Raw genomic sequence first — 17,795 nt, 5'->3', positions numbered from 1 at the left:
GGCCCCCTTGCTCTTTTCCCAATCGTCCCCCCCCCCGCCGGGGGGGGGGGGCTGGTGGCAATTTGCGGACACGGCCTAGGCGCCCACCAACCGCTTCTGACGGAGCAGAGCGGCCAGCGCGGAGGCGAACTCCACCGGATCCACCGGCAGGGTCACCGCCGCGTCGGCCCGGCTCCAGGTGGCCAGCCACGCGTCCTGCGGCCGCCCCATCAGCAGCAGCACCGGCGGACAGCCGAACACCTCGTCCTTGATCTGCCGGCACATCCCCATGCCGCCCATCGGCACGGCCTCGCCGTCGAACACGCAGACGTCGATGCCGCCCTTGCCCAGCTCCGCGAGGACCGCGTCGGGGGTCGCGCACTCCACGAACTCGACCAGGGGCACGTCGGGAGCCGGCCGACGCCCGGCGGCCAGCCGTACTTGCTCGCGGGTGGTGGAGTCGTCGCTGTAGACCAGCACCGTGGCGGTCGGCTGCATTGTTCCTCCGAGACGTCAGCGTCGTACGGACAGGACGGGCAGGCCCGTTCCGGCGGATGTTACTCCCGTCGTCGTCCCCATGAACACCACGTCAACACCGGTCTCGCGGGTGGCAACACTCCGAACGGCACCCCCCGGAGTGAGCGCGAGATAAGCGACCGACATAATGTCGGTCGTGGCGACAGCAACGACAGTAGAAACCGGGCACGCGCACCCGTCGGTCAACCGGCCGAACCTCACCAGCGTCGGAACCATCATCTGGCTGAGTTCCGAGCTGATGTTCTTCGCGGCCCTCTTCGCGATGTACTTCACCCTCCGGTCGGTGACCGGACCGGTCCACTGGAAGGAACAGGCGGAGGCACTCAACGTGCCCTTCTCCGCCACGAACACCACGATCCTGGTGCTCTCCTCCCTCACGTGCCAGCTCGGCGTGTTCGCGGCCGAGCGCGGCGATGTGAAGAAGCTCCGTGGCTGGTTCATCCTCACCTTCATCATGGGTGCGATCTTCATCGGCGGTCAGATCTACGAGTACACGGAGCTGGTGAAGAAGGACGGCATCTCGCTGTCCTCCGACCCGTACGGCTCGGTGTTCTACCTGACCACCGGCTTCCACGGCCTGCACGTGACGGGCGGTCTCATCGCCTTCCTGCTGGTCCTCGGCCGCACCTACATGGCCAAGAGGTTCACTCACGAGCAGGCGACCGCCGCCATCGTCGTGTCCTACTACTGGCACTTCGTCGATGTCGTCTGGATCGGCCTCTTCGCCACGATCTACCTGATCAAGTAGCCGGGACCGCTCCCGCACATCCAGAAGCACCGACGCAGAAGATCCTGACACCGGGGTAATCCGTGAAAAAGCTCTCCGCACGACGACGCCATCCGCTGGCGGCGGTCGTCGTCCTACTCCTCGCGCTGGCGGCCACTGGGGGGCTGTACGCCGCGTTCGCGCCCGCGGACAAGGCGCGCGCCGATGAGACCTCCCAGTCCCTGACCATCAAGGAGGGCAAGAAGCTCTACGAGGTCGGCTGCGCCAGCTGCCACGGCACCGGTGGCCAGGGCTCCTCCGACGGCCCGAGCCTCGTCGGCGTGGGTGCCGCCGCTGTCGACTTCCAGGTCGGCACCGGCCGTATGCCCGCCGCGACCTCGCAGGGCGCCCAGGTCCCGCGCAAGAAGCCCATCTACACGCAGGCCCAGATCGACCAGCTTGCCGCGTACGTCGCCTCGCTGGGCGCCGGCCCGAGCGTGCCCACCAAGCAGCAGTACGGTCCCGCGGGCGCGGACATCGCCAAGGGTGGCGAGCTGTTCCGCACCAACTGCGCGCAGTGCCACAACTTCACCGGCAAGGGCGGTGCCCTGACCAAGGGCAAGTACGCCCCGAGCCTGGAGGGTGTCGCTCCCAAGCACATCTACGAGGCCATGCAGACGGGCCCGCAGAACATGCCGTCCTTCCCCGACACCACGATGTCGGAGAAGAACAAGAAGGACATCATCGCGTACCTGAACGCGGTCAACGGCAGCGAGACGGAGAACCCCGGCGGCCTGGAGCTGGGCGGCCTCGGGCCGGTCAGTGAGGGTCTGTTCGCCTGGATCTTCGGCCTCGGCGCGCTGATCGCGGTCGCCGTCTGGGTCGCCGCTCGGACCGCAAAGGCCAAGAAGTCATGAGTAGCCAAGACATTCCAGAAGAGAACCTGCCCGCTGAGCAGGACCACGCCCACGGCGCGGTAAGCGTCGCGGACGAGGAGAACCCGTTCTCCGACCCGGGTCTGCCGCCGCACGAGCACCGGATCCAGGACATCGACGAGCGGGCCGCCAGGCGGTCCGAGCGCATGGTCGCCCTGCTGTTCACGGTGTCCATGCTGGCCACCATCGGCTTCATCGCCTCGTACGTGGCGATCCCGGACGACAAGTCGATCTTCGTCTTCCCGATCGGGCACCTCAGCGCGCTGAACTTCGCGCTGGGTCTGACCCTGGGCGTGGCGCTGTTCTGCATCGGCGCGGGCGCGGTCCACTGGGCCCGCACCCTGATGTCCGACGTGGAGGTCGCCGACGACCGGCACCCGATCGAGGCCCCCCCGGAGGTCCGGGCGAAGGTCCACGAGGACTTCCGCCAGGGCGCCAAGGAGTCGGCGCTCGGCCGTCGCAAGCTGATCCGCAACACCATGTTCGGCGCGCTGGCCATGGTGCCGCTCTCCGGCGTCATGCTGCTGCGCGACCTCGGTCCGCTGCCGCACAGCACGCTGCGCCACACCATGTGGGCCAAGGGCATGCGCCTGGTCAACATGAACACGAACCAGCCGCTGCGTCCCGAGGACGTCGCCGTCGGCTCCCTCACCTTCGCCAAGCCGGACGGCCTGGAGGAGACCGAGGAGGAGTTCCAGACGGAGATCGCCAAGGCGGCCCTGATGATCGTCCGACTGCAGCCGGGCAACATCAAGGACAAGCGCGAGCTCGACTGGTCGCACGAGGGCATCGTCGCCTTCTCCAAGATCTGCACCCACGTCGGCTGCCCGATCTCGCTGTACGAGCAGCAGACGCACCACGTGCTGTGCCCGTGCCACCAGTCCACCTTCGACCTCTCCGACGGTGCCCGAGTGATCTTCGGTCCCGCCGGCCACGCCCTGCCGCAGCTGCGCATCGGTGTGGACAGTGAGGGTTACCTCCAGGCGCTCGGCGACTTCGAGGAGCCCGTCGGTCCTGCATTCTGGGAGCGCGGATGAGTACTGCAGCGAACGAGACGCCCCGCTCTCGCGGGAAGGCTCCGGCCGGCGAGCGTGTCGCCGACTGGGCCGACGGCCGGCTCGGGATCTACTCCCTGGCCAAGTCCAACATGCGCAAGATCTTCCCCGACCACTGGTCGTTCATGTTGGGCGAAGTGTGCCTGTACAGCTTCATCATCATCATCCTGACGGGTGTGTACCTGACGCTGTTCTTCCACCCGTCGATGAACGAGGTGGAGTACCACGGCAGCTACGTCCCGCTCCAGGGACAGCTGATGTCCGAGGCGTTCAGCTCGACCCTGCACATCTCCTTCGACGTGCGCGGTGGTCTGCTGGTCCGGCAGATCCACCACTGGGCCGCGCTGATCTTCCTCGCCGGCATGTTCGTGCACATGATGCGCGTGTTCTTCACCGGCGCGTTCCGCAAGCCGCGTGAGATCAACTGGCTGTTCGGCTTCCTGCTGTTCGTCCTCGGCATGTTCACCGGCTTCACCGGTTACTCGCTCCCGGACGACCTGCTCTCCGGCACCGGTGTCCGCTTCATGGAGGGCGCGATCCTGTCCGTGCCGATCATCGGCACGTACCTGTCGTTCTTCCTGTTCGGCGGAGAGTTCCCCGGCCACGACTTCGTCGCCCGGTTCTACTCGATCCACATCCTGCTGCTGCCGGGCATCATGCTCGGCCTGATGGTGGCGCACCTGATCCTGGTCTTCTACCACAAGCACACGCAGTTCGCGGGTCCCGGCAAGACGAACAACAACGTCGTCGGCATGCCGCTGCTGCCGGTGTACATGGCCAAGGCCGGAGGCTTCTTCTTCCTGGTCTTCGGTGTCATCGCGGCCATCGCCGCGGTCGCGCAGATCAACCCGATCTGGGCGATGGGCCCCTACCGTCCGGACCAGGTGTCCACCGGCGCCCAGCCCGACTGGTACATGGGCTTCGCCGAGGGTCTGATCCGCTTCATGCCGGGCTGGGAGGTCAACTTCTGGGGTCACACGCTCGTCCTCGGCGTGTTCATCCCGCTGGTGCTCTTCCCGCTGGTCCTGGCGGCGATCGCGGTCTACCCGTTCATCGAGTCCTGGATCACCGGCGACAAGCGCGAGCACCACATCCTGGACCGCCCGCGCAACGCCCCGACCCGTACCGCGTTCGGTGTCGCCTGGGTGACGATCTACATGATCACCCTGGTCGGCGGTGGCAACGACCTGTGGGCCACCCACTTCCACCTGTCGATCAACGCCGTCACCTGGTTCGTCCGGATCTTCTTCGTCGCCGGACCGGTCATCGCGTTCATCGTCACCAAGCGGATCTGCCTGGGCCTGCAGCGCCGCGACCGCGACAAGGTGCTGCACGGCCGTGAGACCGGCATCATCAAGCGGCTGCCGCACGGTGAGTTCATCGAGGTGCACGAGCCGCTCAGCCAGGAGCAGCTGCACACGCTCACCGCGCACGAGCAGTACAAGCCGGCCGAGATCGGTCCGACGGTCGACGAGAACGGTGTCGAGCGCAAGGTGCCGGCCACGGAGAAGCTCCGGGTGAAGCTGTCCAACGCCTACTACGGCGAGGACAACCAGATCCCGAAGCCGACCGTCGAGGAGTACAAGGAGATCACGAGCGGCCACGGCCACCACTGATCCCGCGTCGCCACGCCACGCAGAGGGCCCCGTCCGGTTCGCGGACGGGGCCCTTCGCCGTGTGCGGGGGTGGATAGGCTGGTGCCGACCACCGATGCTGTGCACGACACCAGGAGCGGCTGATGAGCGCTGTGACCCCCGCTGGAGGCGACACCGCGGCGGGCCGTTCCTGGCCCGAGGTGCTGAACGCCCTGCTGGAGGGCCGTGACCTGAGCGCGGACGCCACGGCATGGGCGATGGACCGGATCATGCGCGGGGAGGCCACCGACGCGCAGATCGCGGGATTCGCCGTGGCCCTGCGGGCCAAGGGCGAGACGGTGGAGGAGATCACCGGGCTCGTCCGCGCGATGTACGAGCACGCGAACGTCATCGAGGTACCGGGCCGGACCGTCGACATCGTCGGCACCGGCGGCGACGGCGCCAAGACGGTGAACATCTCCACGATGTCCTCGATCGTCGTCGCCGGCACCGGTGCGAAGGTCGTCAAGCACGGCAACCGGGCCGCGTCCTCCGCGTCGGGCGCGTCGGACGTGCTGGAGAAGCTGGGCGTCAATCTGAACCTGCCGCTGGAGCGGGTCCCGCAGGTCGCCGAGGAGGCCGGGATCACCTTCTGCTTCGCGGTCAAGTTCCACCCGGCCCTGCGTCATGTGGCCGCCGCCCGCGGCCAGTTGGGCATCCGTACGACCTTCAACGTGCTGGGTCCGCTGACCAATCCGGCGAGGGTCAGGGCCCAGGCCGTCGGCGTGGCCGATCGGCGGATGGCCCCGGTGGTGGCCGGCGTCCTCGCCGAGCGCGGCAACTCCTCGCTGGTCTTCCGCGGCGACGACGGCCTGGACGAGCTGACCACGACCGCCACCTCGCGGGTGTGGGTCGTCCGGGACGGCAAGGTCACCGAGGAGACCTTCGACCCGAGGGACGTCGGCATCGACCTCGTCCCCGTGGAGGCCCTGCGCGGCGCGGACGCGTCGTACAACGCGGAGGTCGCCCGCCGTCTGCTCGACGGCGAGACGGGGGCCGTACGGGACGCGGTGCTGCTGAACTCCGCCGCGGCGCTCGTCGCGCTCACGCCGACCGACGCACCGCTGGCGGAGCAGCTCCGGGCCGGCATGGCCAAGGCCGCCGAGTCCATCGACTCGGGCGCGGCCAAGCGCACCCTGGACCGCTGGGTGGCCGCCAGCAACGCCTAGGGCCATAGGACGTCGTCCCGCGATCCGGACACGGGTTGCGGGGCGGCGATCACCTCGCGTAGGTTCCTGTACCAGGTCATGAGTGACAGTCATGAGGCCCCGGCCGACTGTCCGGCAACCCTCCGTCCGTGGCGGGGTGCCCCGGGTGAAGACCAGGCCGTGGACAGCAAGGTCCCCGGCAAGCGCGGATCCCTCACGCATCCAGGGATCCTGGTCGTCGAGGAGTCTTCCGTGAGCAAGCGAATGCGTTAGGGCCGCAGAGCCCCGCCTCCGCACACCCTTCTTCTCTTCTTCGCCTTCCTCTCACGGGAGTTCCGCCATGTCTGTCTTCACCGCTGCCGCCGACCAGTCCGTTTGCACCCCTCTGCCCGTTCTGGGGCGTGATGTCACCGTCCCGCTGGTCACCGGCGGCGAGGTCGCCTACGCCGCGCTGGACTACGCGGCCAGTGCCCCCGCCCTCCAGCGCGTCTGGGACGACGTCGCCGCGTACGCCCCGTACTACGGCAGCGTCCACCGCGGTGCCGGCTACCTCTCCCAGCTCTCCACGGACCTGTTCGAGAACGCCCGCAGGACGGTCGCCGAGTTCCTCGACTGCCGCCCGGCCGACCAGGTGGTCTTCACCCGCTCGACCACCGACTCCCTCAACCTCCTGGCCCGCGCGATCCCCGCCGGCTGCCAGGTCTTCGTCTTCGAGACCGAGCACCACGCCTCCCTGCTGCCCTGGCAGAACGCGCGGGTCACCTACCTCGACGCCCCGCGCACCCCGCGGCAGGCGGTCGAGACCCTGGAGCGGGCCCTCGCCGGCCGCGACCCGCACGGCCCGGCCCTGGTCTGCGTCACCGGCGCCTCCAACGTCACCGGCGAGCTGTGGCCGGTGCGCGAACTGGCCGCCGCCGCGCACGCCCACGGTGCCCGGATCGTCCTGGACGCCGCCCAGCTGGCCCCCCACCACCCGGTGTCCGTCACGGACCTCGACGTCGACTGGGTCGCCTTCTCCGGCCACAAGCTGTACGCCCCCTTCGGCACCGGCGTCCTGGCCGGCCGCGCCGACTGGCTCCAGGAGGCCGAGCCGTACCTCGCGGGCGGCGGCGCCAGCCGCAAGGTGACCCGGCGCGAGGACGGCGGCGTGGCCGTCGAGTGGCACCGGACCGCGGCCCGCCACGAGGCCGGCTCCCCGAACGTCATCGGCGCCTACGCCGTCGCCTCCGCCTGCAAGGCCCTCACCGAGGCCGGCTGGGACACCCTCGTCGCGCGCGAACAGCACCTCGTCCGCACCGTCCGCGCGGGCCTCGCCGAGGTCCCCGGGGTGCGCGTCCTCTCCCTCTTCGGCGACGACGCCCCGCGGGTCGGTGTCATCTCCTTCGTCGTCGAGGGCTGGAACAGCTCCCACTTCGCCGCCGCCCTCTCCGCCGAGTACGGCATCGGCGTCCGCGACGGCCTCTTCTGCGCCCACCCCCTGGTCCGCACCCTGCTCGGCAGCGACCCGCAGACCCAGGGCGAGTGCGGCGCCCCCGAGGCCGCCCCCGGCGAGAAGTCCCTCAACGCCATCCGCGTCAGCTTCGGCGCCGGCACCCCCGACGAGCACGTCGAGCGCTTCGTCGACGCCGTCAGGGAACTCGTGACGGACGGCGCGAAGTGGCAGTACCGCACGGAAGACGGCCGCTGCGTACCGGCGGTGTGAGGAGCGCCGTATAACCTCCCCCTGACGACTCGTTGGACAGGGGGAGCCCGGAGTGCAGCCGCTGCGCGCAGCAGACCCGCGCCACATCGGCCCGTACACCGTCCTGCACAGACTGGGCGCCGGCGGCATGGGCGAGGTGTACCTCGCCGAGTCCCGCACGGGTCTCCGGCTCGCCGTGAAGGTCGTACGGGCCGAGCACGCCGAGGACCGCACCTTCCGCGCCCGCTTCCGCCACGAGGTCCGCGCCGCCCAGACCGTCGGCGGCGCGGGCACGTACACCGCACGGGTCGTGGACGCCGACACCGAGGCCGAACGTCCCTGGATGGCCACGGAGTTCGTGCCCGGACCGAACCTGCGGGACGCCGTCCTGGACCACGGCGCGCTGCCCGGGCCCGCGGTCCGGATCCTCGCCGCAGCGCTCGGCGAGGCGCTGGCCGCGATCCATGCCAAGGGCCTGGTCCACCGCGACCTGAAGCCGTCCAACATCCTGCTCGGCCCGGACGGGCCCCGGGTCATCGACTTCGGGATCGTACGGGCCCTGGAGGCCACCGCGCTGACCCACACCGGCGCGGTCGTCGGCTCGGTCGGCTACGTCTCGCCGGAGCAGATCCGCAACGGCGGCCAGGTCGGCCCGCCGAGCGACGTCTTCTCCCTCGGCGCGGTCCTCGCCTACGCGGCGGCGGGCCGGGAGCCGTTCGGCGAGGGCCAGGACTCGGTGGTCCTGCTGCGCATCCTGACCCGCGACGTCGACCTGTCCGGCGTCCCGGACGACATCCGCCCGCTGGTGGCGGCCTGTCTGGCCGAGGACGCGCTGGAGCGGCCGGAACCGGGGGAGGTGCTGGCCGAGGCGGGCTTCACCCCGGACACCCTGCGCGCCGCCGTCCGCCCGGACTGGTACGGCCCCGCGGCGAAGCCGGGCCCGGCCTGCGACGACCGCCCCAGCGGCGTGGAGTACCTGGCCCCCGACCTGCCCGCCCCGGTCCCGGTCCCGGTCCCGGCCCCCGCCCCCGCCCCCGCCTCCGGCACTGCGACCGTAGCCCCCGCGGCCCCCGTCACCCCCACCACCCCCGTGCGCCGCCTGGGCCCCGTCGCCCCCGGGCGGCGGCGTCTGCTGAAGGTCCTCGCCGGGGGCGCCGTCGCCGCGGCCGGTGCCGGGGCCGGTGGCTGGCTGCTGCAGTGGGGGTTCAGGACCGAGAGCCTGGGCGGCAGCTACCGGTCGCCCGAGGGCTCCGCCCCCGGCGAGGCGGAGACCGGGGCCTCCGCCCGGTCCGCGGTGCTGCGCTGGAGTTACGACCTCGGCGGGATCGGCGGCCTGGACGGCGCCTGCTGCGCGCTCTCCCCGGACGGTTCCGTCGTCTACGCCGGCACCTCCGGCGGTGTGCTGCACGCGATCTCCCGGGACGGCTCGCGGCGCTGGAAGGTCCGGCTCGGCGACGACGTCTCCACCCCCGTGGCCACCCGGGACGCCGTGTACTGCGTGGTGGGCCTGCACGGCGACGACGTGCGCCGGCTGACCGCGGTGAGCCCGTCCGGCAGCCCGCTGTGGACCCGCACCCTCGGCGACGAGGGCTACGCCGTCCCGGTCCTGCTCGGTACGAACGTGCTCGTCTCCACCGGCGGCACGGACGCGGGCGCACTGCGCAGCTACGCCTCCGACGGCAGCGAGAACTGGACCTTCAGGACCCCGGCCGGTCCCACCGGCACCCCCCTGGTCGCGGGCGGGGTGATCTACACGGGCAGCTACGGCGACGAGCTGCTGGCGCTGGACGCGCGGGACGGGACGCGGAAGTGGCGGGTGGCCGGCGGCACCGACGTCACGGTCCTCGCCCTCGCCGGCACCACCCTGATCACGCACTCCGGCCCCGAACGCCAGGGCTTCCGCGTCTCGGACGGCCGGCGCCTGTGGCGCAGGGACGCCGACGCCGGGCCCCTGACGGCGGGCAACCGGGTGCTGGCCGTCGGCACGGAACAGGGCACGGTGTACGCCGTACGGGCGGCCGACGGCACCCGGGCCTGGGCGCACGACATCCAGGGGAGCACGGCCGAGCCCCGGGCGGTGGTGGCCGGCGACACCGTGTACGCCCGCGCGGGCGACCGGGTGTGGGCGCTGGACCTGAACGGCGGGCGGCGCTGGGACACGGCCCTCGGCCGGGCCGCGGCCGACGACCAGCACACCCCGCTCGTCCGCGGCAGCCGCCTCTACGTCCCCTCGGGCACCGGTATCGCCGCGGTCGACCTGGTCGTCTAGCCGCCTAGTTGTCGAGGCCGATCGCGAAGGCGGCCTCCAGGTCGTGCTGGGAGTAGGTACGGAACGCGACGTGCGTGTCCGTGGCCTCCACGCCGGGGATCTTGCTGATCCGGCCAGGGATGACCTCGGCGAGGTCCTCGTGCTGCGCGACCCGGACCATGGCGATCAGGTCGTAGGTGCCGGTGACCGAGAAGACCTCGCTGACGCTGTCGAGCGCGGCGATCTGCTCCGCGATCTCGGGGATCCGGTCCACACTGGTCTTGATCAGGACGATCGCGGTGATCACGGCTGTTTCTCTCCCTCGGTGACCGGAGCTGGGACGGCTTTCACTCTAGTCGGACGGCCGTACCGCACCCACGCGTAACCGAAGCCCAGACCGAACCCCAGCAGGTGCGCCAGATACGCCACCCCCGGCCCGTCGGACGCCTGCGCCGCCGCCAGCCACTGCAGGGCCGCCCAGAACGGCAGCACCACCCACGCGGGGAAGCGCAGCGGCAGGAAGAACAGGAACGGAAGAAGACTGGTCACACGCGCGCGGGGGAACAGGTAGAGGAACGCGCCGAGCACCGCGGAGATCGACCCGGAGGCGCCGACCAGCGACTGCTCGGAGGCGGCGTTGACGGCCGCGTACCCCAGCAGGGCGAGGTAGCCGCAGCCGGCGTAGAAGAGGGTGAACTCCACCCGGCCCATCCGTTCCTCGGTCATCGCCCCGAAGACGAAGAGGAAGAGCATGTTGCCGAGCAGATGCACCCAGCTGCCGTGCACGAACAGCGCGGTGGCCGGGGTGAGCGCCGCCCCGACGGGTCCGTCGAACAGCTCGGCCGGGACCACCCCCCAGTGCCGGAAGTACGTCCGCTGTGCGGCGAGCAGCGCCTCCCCGGTGCCGTACCCGGGGACCAGCCCGGAGGCCGGGCCGAGCGCGAAGATCAGGGTGCACAGGGCGATCAGGCCGTACGTCGTCGGGGCCGGCGCACCCCGGACCGCTCTGCATGTCCGGCCGGCCGCCCTGCTCCAGGTGCTGATCATGACTACAGAGCATGACGTAACGGGACGCAAGCTGACAGACCGCCTCGCCGCCGTGAACGGACGGGCGGCGAGTCCCCGCCAGGCCGTAGGGTTACGAGCCACACGCGCCGGGGGGCCGGCGCGGACCGACACGAGAAGGAAGAGAACAGTCACCATGACGGTTCCCCTGCCGACGGCCACCACGCGATGGCGCTGCACCCTGTGCGGCAACCTCACCCGGTTCGACGTCACCCGCTCGTCGAAGGTCGTCGAGTACGTCCACCTCGACCTGGCCGGCGAGCCGACGGTGGAGGAGCGCGAGGTGGTCAGTGAGACCATCGAGTCGGTGCGCTGCCGCTGGTGCAACGCGGTGGACCAGGTGGAACTGGTGGACAGGCCGGGCGCCGGCTCCTGAGCGGAGCGGCCCCGGAGAGGCATTTTCCGGTATTGGGGTGTGACGGATGGTGGAGACCGCAGGCGGGGGGCCGGGTGACGGCACCGCTGAGGTGCTTGACCGTCCGCTGCCCGACGGTGTGCGCCGCCGGGTCGTGCAGATCGTGTCGGACGGCTTCGGCGGGCTGACGATGACGGAACTGCCCGCCCAGCTGAGGCAGTACGCCCGGTTCGCCCCCAATCGCCGGGCCAAGTTCGCGGGGAACGCGATGGCCGCGGCACTGGAGACCGATCCGCTGTTCCGGCAGCGGATCGGGGAGAAGTTCCGGGAGGCCCAGCCGGAACTCGCCGGCGCCCTCGACTCCGGGTCCCCGCCCCCGGCCGCGGACCCGCTCGACGTGGCGGCCGCGGCCTACGTGCTGCGCCCGGCGGGCTGGGTGAAGCTGGTCACCGCGGCCGGCGAGGAGGCCCAGCGGGCGGACGCCGAGCGCGCCGACGAGGAGAGCCGGGCCGAGCTGGACCGGCTGCGCACGGAGCTGGCACAGGCCCGGGAGCAGACCCGCGCCGAGACCGAACGGCTGCGTGCGGAGCTGGAGTCGGCCAGGAAGGAAGCGGAATCGCTTCACCGTAAGCTGCGTGCCGCGCAGAGCGACGTCAAGCGGGGCGAGGCCGCCCTGCGCAAGGCGCACGGCGAGATCGACGCCGTGCGGGCCGAGGCGCAGGCGCAGGTGTCGGCCGCGGAGAGCGAGTCGCGGCGGCTCAAGGCCCGCCTGGGCGAGGCCGAGGCCGCGCTGGAGGCCACCCGCCGGGCCGCCCGGGAGGGCCGCAGCGTGGAGGACATGCGGGTACGGCTGCTGCTGGACACCCTGCTGGACGCCACCCAGGGGCTGCGGCGCGAACTGGCGCTGCCGCCGGTGTCCGTGCGCCCGGCGGAGACCGTCGACGCGGTGGAGCCGGGCCGGATGACCCCGAAGGACATCGCGGCGCGCGCCCTGTCGGAGAACGATCCGGCGATTCTCGACCAGTTGCTGGCCCTGCCGCAGGCGCATCTGGTCGTCGACGGTTACAACGTGACCAAGACCGGCTATCCGCAGATGCCGCTGGAGAAGCAGCGGCTGCGGCTGCTGGGCCAGCTGTCGGCGCTCGCCGCGCAGACCGGCGCCGAGGTCACCTGTGTCTTCGACGGCGCCGAACTGGCCGCGCCGGTGCTGCTCGCGCCGCCGCGCGGGGTGCGGGTGCTGTTCTCCAAGCCGGGCGTGACGGCCGACGAGCTGATCCGCCAGCTGGTGCGCGCGGAGCCGCCGGGCCGCCCGGTCATCGTCGCCTCCACCGACCGGGAGGTCGCCGACGGGGTCGCGAAGGCGGGTGCCCGACCGGTGGCCTCTGCGGTACTTCTGAAGCGACTGTCCTGAAGGTCCAACGGGCAGAGGTAATGCCCGAATTGGCCGTATCGTCACGTAACGTAGGGTCAATCTGGTCTCACTGCACGTGAGTTGTGTGCAAAGAATGCATTGCGTGACGGGTTTTTTTGCTGTGGGATTTGAACTCATCACAAGTGGGTCACTAGGGTCTGGGCTCGAACCTCCGAACGGGTGAACACTCACAAGAAGGAGTTCGTCCTCCGTGGCGTCCCACCGTCGACCCAAGCAGCCGAGCCGCACCCGCGTGACCGTGCTCACCACCGCTGCCGCAGCTGCCGTCGCGCTCAGCGCCAACGCCGCCAACGCCGCCCCGAGCGAGAAGCTCGGCAAGGACGAGGTCAAGGCCAAGGTCGACAAGCTCTACGAGCAGGCCGAGCAGGCGACCGAGAAGTACAACGGCGCCAAGGAGAAGCAGCAGAAGCTGCAGAAGGAAATCTCCACCATCCAGGACAATGTCGCCCGCGGCCAGGAGGAGCTCAACAAGCTGCGCGACGGCCTGGGTTCGCTGGCCACCGCGCAGTACCGGTCCGGCGGCATCGACTCCTCGGTCCAGCTCTTCCTGTCCTCGGACCCGGACGACTTCCTCGACAAGGCCTCCACGCTCGACCAGTTGAGCAGCCAGCAGGTCGACGCGCTGAAGAAGATCCAGGACAAGCAGCGCGAACTCGCCCAGGAGCGGGCCGAGGCCACCGAGAAGCTCAAGGACCTCTCGGCCACCCGCACGGAACTGGGCAACAAGAAGAAGGAAGTCCAGAACAAGCTCGCCGAGGCGCAGCGGCTGCTGAACTCCCTGACCGCCAAGGAGAAAGCGCAGCTCGCCGAGAAGGAGCAGCGCGCCAACCGCTCCTCCACCGAGCGCGTGGACCTCGGCGACGCCCCGCCGGCCTCCGGCCGCGCCCAGGCGGCCTTCTCCGCCGCCCAGACCAGACTCGGCTCGCCGTACGTCTACGGCGCCACCGGCCCCTCCTCCTTCGACTGCTCGGGCCTGACCTCCTGGGCCTACGCCCAGGCCGGCGTCTCCATCCCGCGCACCTCCGAGGCGCAGGCGCAGATCGGTACGAAGATCTACAACCAGAGCGACCTCAAGGTCGGCGACCTGGTCTTCTTCTTCAACGACATCCACCACGTCGGCCTCTACGCGGGCAACGGCCAGATCCTGCACGCCCCGCGCACCGGCACGGTCGTCCGGTACGAGTCCATGACGACCATCGGTGGCCCGTTCATGTTCGGCGTCCGGGTCTGACACCCGGCGACACACCGGACACGAGGGCGCCCGAACGGGCGAATCACCGGTACGCGAACTGACTCCACGCCCCGCCCATGACCTGCGTCAGCGGCGGGGCGTCACTCTGCGTTGACTCCGAGGTCTTTGGCCCGGGCCGCTCCGCACGGCTACTGTCTGCCGCGTTTCCCCGGCGCTGGGGCCTCCCCGTCCCCAGGCGCCGGGGAAACGGTCTGTGTCCGCCAGCAGAAGGACTGCCGTGGGGTCCCATCGCCGCCTTGCCCCGTCCGGATTCGACCGGGGCGCCGTCGCCCTGTGCGTGCTGTCCGCCGCGACGGCCGCGCTCGGTGCCGTACCGGTGCACGCGGCGCCGAGCGCCGACACGCGGGCCGAGGTGGACCGCCTGTACGAGGAGGCCGAGAAGGCGACCCAGGCCTTCGACAAGGCCGACGAGCAGGCCGGCCGGCTGCGCCGCCGGGTCCGGGACGCGCAGGACCACATCGCGCGCCAGCAGGAGCGCGTCAACGAACTGCGGGAGCAACTCGGTTCGCTGGCCGGCGCCCAGTACCGCTCCGGCGGCATCGATCCGGCGGTCGCCCTGCTGTTCGCCGCCGATCCCGACGACTACCTGGACAAGGCGTCCACGCTGGACCGCATCGGCACCCGGCAGGCGGGCCGGCTCAAGGAGCTGCAGTCCCTGCTGCGCGACCTCGCCCAGGAGCGCGCGGAGGCGGCCGGGACCCTCGCCGAGCTGGAACGCAGCCGCAAGGCCGTGGCCGCGCACAAGCGGACCGTGGAGCGCAAGCTCGCCCGGGCCCGGCAGCTGATCAACGCCCTGCCCACCGCCGAACGCGCCGCCTACGACCGGGCCTCCCGCGGCGGCCGCACGGACCTGCTCGACCTGTCCGGCGTGCCCGTACCCGACGGCCGCGCCGCCGCGGCCCTGACCGCCGCCCGCTCCGCCCTCGGCCGCCCCTACGTGTGGGGCGCCAACGGCCCCGCCGGATTCGACTGTTCGGGCCTGATGCAGTGGGCGTACGCGCACGCCGGCATCCATCTGCCGCGCACCTCGCAGGAGCAGCGGTTCGCCGGCCGGCAGGTCCCGCTCTCCCAGGCCCGCCCCGGCGACCTGGTCGTCTACCGCTCCGACGCCAGCCACGTGGCGATGTATGCGGGCAACGGCCAGGTCATCCACGCGCCTTACCCCGGCGCCCCGGTGCGCTACGACCCGGTCGGGATGATGCCGGTCTCCTCGGTCACCCGGCCCTGACCGCGCCGCGCGCCGTACGATCGGGAAATGGCTGGTCGCGGGCGGGCGTGGAGCATCGGAGCCGTAGGGCTGGGCCTGCTGCTGCCGCTGGCCGGGTGCGGCGGGCCCACGGCGGCCGACTCCGCGCGGGCCGACGTGCAGCAGGTGCTGGACCGGCGCGCGGCCGCCCTCCTCGGCCATGACGAGACGGCGTACGGCGCGACGGGCACCCGCACCGGCTACACCCGGCTGCGCGACCTCCCGCTGGCCTCCTGGAGCTACCGGGTCACCGCCGTGCACCGCACGGCCTCCGGCGCCACCGCCGACGCCGAGCTGCGCTACCGCGTCGCCGGCTACGACAGGGCCCCCCTCGACGCCCGCCGCACCCTCACCCTGGGCCGCACCGCCGGCGGCCGCTGGTACGTCACCGCCGACCGCCCCGCCGCCCGGGCCGGGCAGCAGCTGTGGGACCAGGGCACGGTGACCGCCGTGCGGGGCGCGCACAGCCTGGTGCTCGGCACCGGGGGCTCCGCCGCCGACCTGAGGTCGTACGCCCGGCTGGCGGACCGGGCGGTCCCGGCCGTCTCCGGGGCGTGGGGCACCGACTGGAGCGGCCGGGTCGTCGTGCTCGTCCCGCGGTCCCTGGCGGGCATGGCGTCCCTGCTGGGCTCGCCCGCCGCCAGCTACCGGGGGATCGCCGCCGTCACCACAGGCGAGGCCGGCGGTTCGGGCCGGACGCCCGCGGACCGGGTGGTGGTCAACCCGGAGGCGTACGCCGGGCTCGGCGACCCCGGCAAGCAGGTCGTCCTCACCCACGAGACCACCCATGTCGCCACCCGGGCGCGCACCACCGCCGCCACTCCGCTGTGGCTCTCCGAGGGCTACGCCGACTGGGTCGGCTACCTCGGTACCGGCCGTACCCCGGCCGAGGCCGCCCCGGAGCTCGCCCGTGCCGTCCGGGACGGCGAGTCGCCCCCCGCGCTCCCGGCCGACGAGGACTTCGCCTTCACCAGCGAACCCACCGGGCTGGCCCGCGCCTACGAGGGCGGCTGGCTGGCCTGCCGGATGATCGCCGACCAGTGGGGCGCGGCCCGGCTCGGTACCTTCTACCGGGCCGTCGGCGCCCACGGGCGGCGGGCGGGCGCGGTCGAGGAGGCCCTGGAGAAGGTGCTCGGCACGACCCCGAAGGAGTTCACCGCCCGCTGGCGCGCCTACGTCAGGGACCAGCTCGGCTGAGCGGTCCCCCCGCCGCGGCGGGCGGGCCTCAGGAGGAGACCGGGGTCTCCTCCTGGCGGGTGGTCTGAGGCGGGAAGGGGGCGGCCGCGGACCGCGGGACGGTCGCGCGCCACAGGCGGCGGGCCGCCGTGACCGTGGCCGCGACCAGCAGGCCGTTGCGCACCGCCAGCAGCGTCACGCCGTACCAGTCGCTCATCACGACGTGCGAGAAGCCGAGCGGGAACTCCAGGACCGTCACGAAGGACGCGAGGACGACCAGCAGCGCGGGCGGCCCCATGCGGCTCGCCCGGTGCGCCAGGCACACCGCGGCCAGGCCGACCAGCCACACCAGGTACTGCGGGCTGATCACCCGGCTGGTCACCGTGAACAGCAGCACCGCCGTCAGGGCCGCGTCGGGCAGGGTCTGCGGCGCGAACCGGGCCGCGCGCAGCCGCCACAGCAGCAGCCAGCCGAACGCGACCCCGGTCAGCGCCAGCGCCGCCGTGCTGACCTCGTCCACGTGCGGGCCCAGGAACTCGATCGACCCGTAGTTCAGCAGCACCTCGCCCTGCCAGCCGAAGTGCCGGGCCACGTGGAAGACCAGGGCGCCCAGCGACTCCACCTCGGTGCCCCGGTCCCGCTGGAAGGTCAGGAACGCGAAGGCGCCCGGCATGGACACCGCGAACAGCATCGCGACGCCCGCCGCGGTCACCGCCGCCGCCCCCCACGCCCGCCGCCGCACGGCACCGACCAGCAGCAGCGCCGGCCACACCTTCAGCAGCGCCCCGAACGCCGTGAGCGCGCCCATCACCCGCGGCCGGCGGGCCCCGGCGAGCAGCGCCGCCACGGCCACCGCGGTCACCATCACGTCGTAGCGGGCGTACACCGTCGGCCCGAGCAGCGGTACGCCCGCCACCCACACCCAGGCCCCGCGCGGGGACCGTTCGGGGCGGCCGGCCGCGTACCGCAGCAGCGCCAGCACGACGAGGTCGGCCAGGCAGGCCAGCACGTAGAAGCCGTGCGCGTACGACAGGAAGGGCAGCACGGCGGGGGAGAGGACGGCGAGGGCCGCGGCCGGCGGGTACTGCCAGGTCACGTCGTCCAGCGGAAACGTTCCTTGCTGCAGGACCTCGTACCAGCCGCGGTAGATCACCGACACGTCCGAGGTCACGTCCGGGCCCGGGAAGGTGTACACCCGGAACACGAACAGCAGCAGTACCGCGCGAGTGACGGCCCAGGTCCCGAGCAGCCGGGCCAGGGACCGCCCGGCACCCTTCGCGTCCACGTGATCCCCTGCCGTTCGATTTCCGTGTCGGACGCCATGATGTCCTGCCCGGCTGTGCACA

The 17,795-nt window shown here is 71.8% G+C and carries 16 protein-coding genes and 1 riboswitch; of the genes, 12 read left to right on the top strand and 4 right to left on the bottom strand.

Annotated features, from left to right (window positions below; genetic code table 11):
• Positions 1–75: 75 nt before the first annotated feature.
• Positions 76–477: a hypothetical protein gene (locus ABZ923_RS23160; protein WP_361474897.1), complete on the bottom strand. Its 402-nt coding sequence runs from the start codon at positions 475–477 to the stop codon at positions 76–78.
• A gap of 166 nt (positions 478–643) precedes the next feature.
• Here ABZ923_RS23160 and ABZ923_RS23155 point away from each other — a divergent pair, with 166 nt between their 5' ends.
• The 7 genes from ABZ923_RS23155 to ABZ923_RS23125 all read left to right on the top strand — a co-directional run bounded on the left by ABZ923_RS23155 (position 644) and on the right by ABZ923_RS23125 (position 9,944).
• Entirely contained in the window at positions 644–1,264 is a 621-nt protein-coding gene (locus ABZ923_RS23155) for a heme-copper oxidase subunit III (protein ID WP_030348419.1), read from the top strand.
• 62 nt (positions 1,265–1,326) lie between these two features.
• Entirely contained in the window at positions 1,327–2,139 is an 813-nt protein-coding gene (locus ABZ923_RS23150) for a c-type cytochrome (RefSeq protein WP_361474895.1), read from the top strand.
• Entirely contained in the window at positions 2,136–3,194 is a 1,059-nt protein-coding gene (locus tag ABZ923_RS23145; protein WP_361474893.1) for a Rieske 2Fe-2S domain-containing protein, read from the top strand. The genes ABZ923_RS23150 and ABZ923_RS23145 overlap by 4 nt, the downstream gene beginning before the upstream one ends.
• Complete coding sequence (locus ABZ923_RS23140; protein WP_361474891.1) at positions 3,191–4,828, top strand: cytochrome bc complex cytochrome b subunit; 1,638 nt, start codon at positions 3,191–3,193, stop codon at positions 4,826–4,828. The genes ABZ923_RS23145 and ABZ923_RS23140 overlap by 4 nt, the downstream gene beginning before the upstream one ends.
• Before the next feature lie 122 nt (positions 4,829–4,950).
• Positions 4,951–6,015, top strand: coding sequence for an anthranilate phosphoribosyltransferase (gene trpD / locus ABZ923_RS23135; RefSeq protein ID WP_361474889.1), 1,065 nt, complete (start codon positions 4,951–4,953; stop codon positions 6,013–6,015).
• A gap of 74 nt (positions 6,016–6,089) precedes the next feature.
• A riboswitch (SAM riboswitch) is annotated at positions 6,090–6,206 on the top strand.
• Between the two features lie 128 nt (positions 6,207–6,334).
• Positions 6,335–7,696 carry an aminotransferase class V-fold PLP-dependent enzyme gene (locus ABZ923_RS23130; RefSeq protein ID WP_361474887.1) on the top strand — a complete coding sequence of 454 codons (1,362 nt, stop codon included), beginning with the start codon at positions 6,335–6,337 and terminating at the stop codon, positions 7,694–7,696.
• A gap of 52 nt (positions 7,697–7,748) precedes the next feature.
• Entirely contained in the window at positions 7,749–9,944 is a 2,196-nt protein-coding gene (locus ABZ923_RS23125) for a serine/threonine-protein kinase (protein ID WP_361474885.1), read from the top strand.
• 4 nt (positions 9,945–9,948) lie between these two features.
• Here ABZ923_RS23125 and ABZ923_RS23120 read toward each other — a convergent pair whose 3' ends face one another.
• Together ABZ923_RS23120 and ABZ923_RS23115 are read right to left on the bottom strand one after the other, a co-directional pair.
• The gene (locus ABZ923_RS23120) at positions 9,949–10,230 is read right to left on the bottom strand and encodes an Lrp/AsnC ligand binding domain-containing protein (RefSeq protein ID WP_361474883.1); all 282 of its coding nucleotides are present in this window, start codon (positions 10,228–10,230) and stop codon (positions 9,949–9,951) included.
• Entirely contained in the window at positions 10,227–10,970 is a 744-nt protein-coding gene (locus tag ABZ923_RS23115) for a rhomboid family intramembrane serine protease (RefSeq protein WP_361474881.1), read from the bottom strand. The genes ABZ923_RS23120 and ABZ923_RS23115 overlap by 4 nt, the downstream gene beginning before the upstream one ends.
• A 154-nt stretch (positions 10,971–11,124) precedes the next feature.
• Between ABZ923_RS23115 and ABZ923_RS23110 the strand changes: the two genes are divergently transcribed.
• From ABZ923_RS23110 to ABZ923_RS23090, 5 genes are all read left to right on the top strand, one after another.
• Positions 11,125–11,364, top strand: coding sequence for a hypothetical protein (locus tag ABZ923_RS23110; RefSeq protein WP_014672226.1), 240 nt, complete (start codon positions 11,125–11,127; stop codon positions 11,362–11,364).
• 46 nt (positions 11,365–11,410) lie between these two features.
• Positions 11,411–12,754, top strand: coding sequence for an NYN domain-containing protein (locus ABZ923_RS23105; RefSeq protein ID WP_361474879.1), 1,344 nt, complete (start codon positions 11,411–11,413; stop codon positions 12,752–12,754).
• 211 nt (positions 12,755–12,965) lie between these two features.
• A complete protein-coding gene (locus tag ABZ923_RS23100) occupies positions 12,966–14,006 on the top strand; it encodes an NlpC/P60 family protein (RefSeq protein WP_361474877.1) in 1,041 nt (346 codons plus the stop codon).
• Between the two features lie 238 nt (positions 14,007–14,244).
• Positions 14,245–15,255, top strand: coding sequence for an NlpC/P60 family protein (locus ABZ923_RS23095; protein ID WP_361474875.1), 1,011 nt, complete (start codon positions 14,245–14,247; stop codon positions 15,253–15,255).
• 27 nt (positions 15,256–15,282) lie between these two features.
• Complete coding sequence (locus ABZ923_RS23090; RefSeq protein WP_361474873.1) at positions 15,283–16,470, top strand: hypothetical protein; 1,188 nt, start codon at positions 15,283–15,285, stop codon at positions 16,468–16,470.
• Between the two features lie 28 nt (positions 16,471–16,498).
• Here the strand turns inward: ABZ923_RS23090 and ABZ923_RS23085 are convergent, their stop codons facing one another.
• Entirely contained in the window at positions 16,499–17,734 is a 1,236-nt protein-coding gene (locus ABZ923_RS23085) for a glycosyltransferase 87 family protein (RefSeq protein WP_361474871.1), read from the bottom strand.
• Positions 17,735–17,795: the final 61 nt, after the last annotated feature.

Origin of the sequence: Streptomyces sp. NPDC046881 (assembly GCF_040645015.1) — a bacterium.
Classification (GTDB): Bacteria; Actinomycetota; Actinomycetes; order Streptomycetales; family Streptomycetaceae; genus Streptomyces.
The sequence above is the reverse complement of the archived record's forward strand: the minus strand, read 5'-3'. Positions and strand labels throughout refer to the sequence as shown.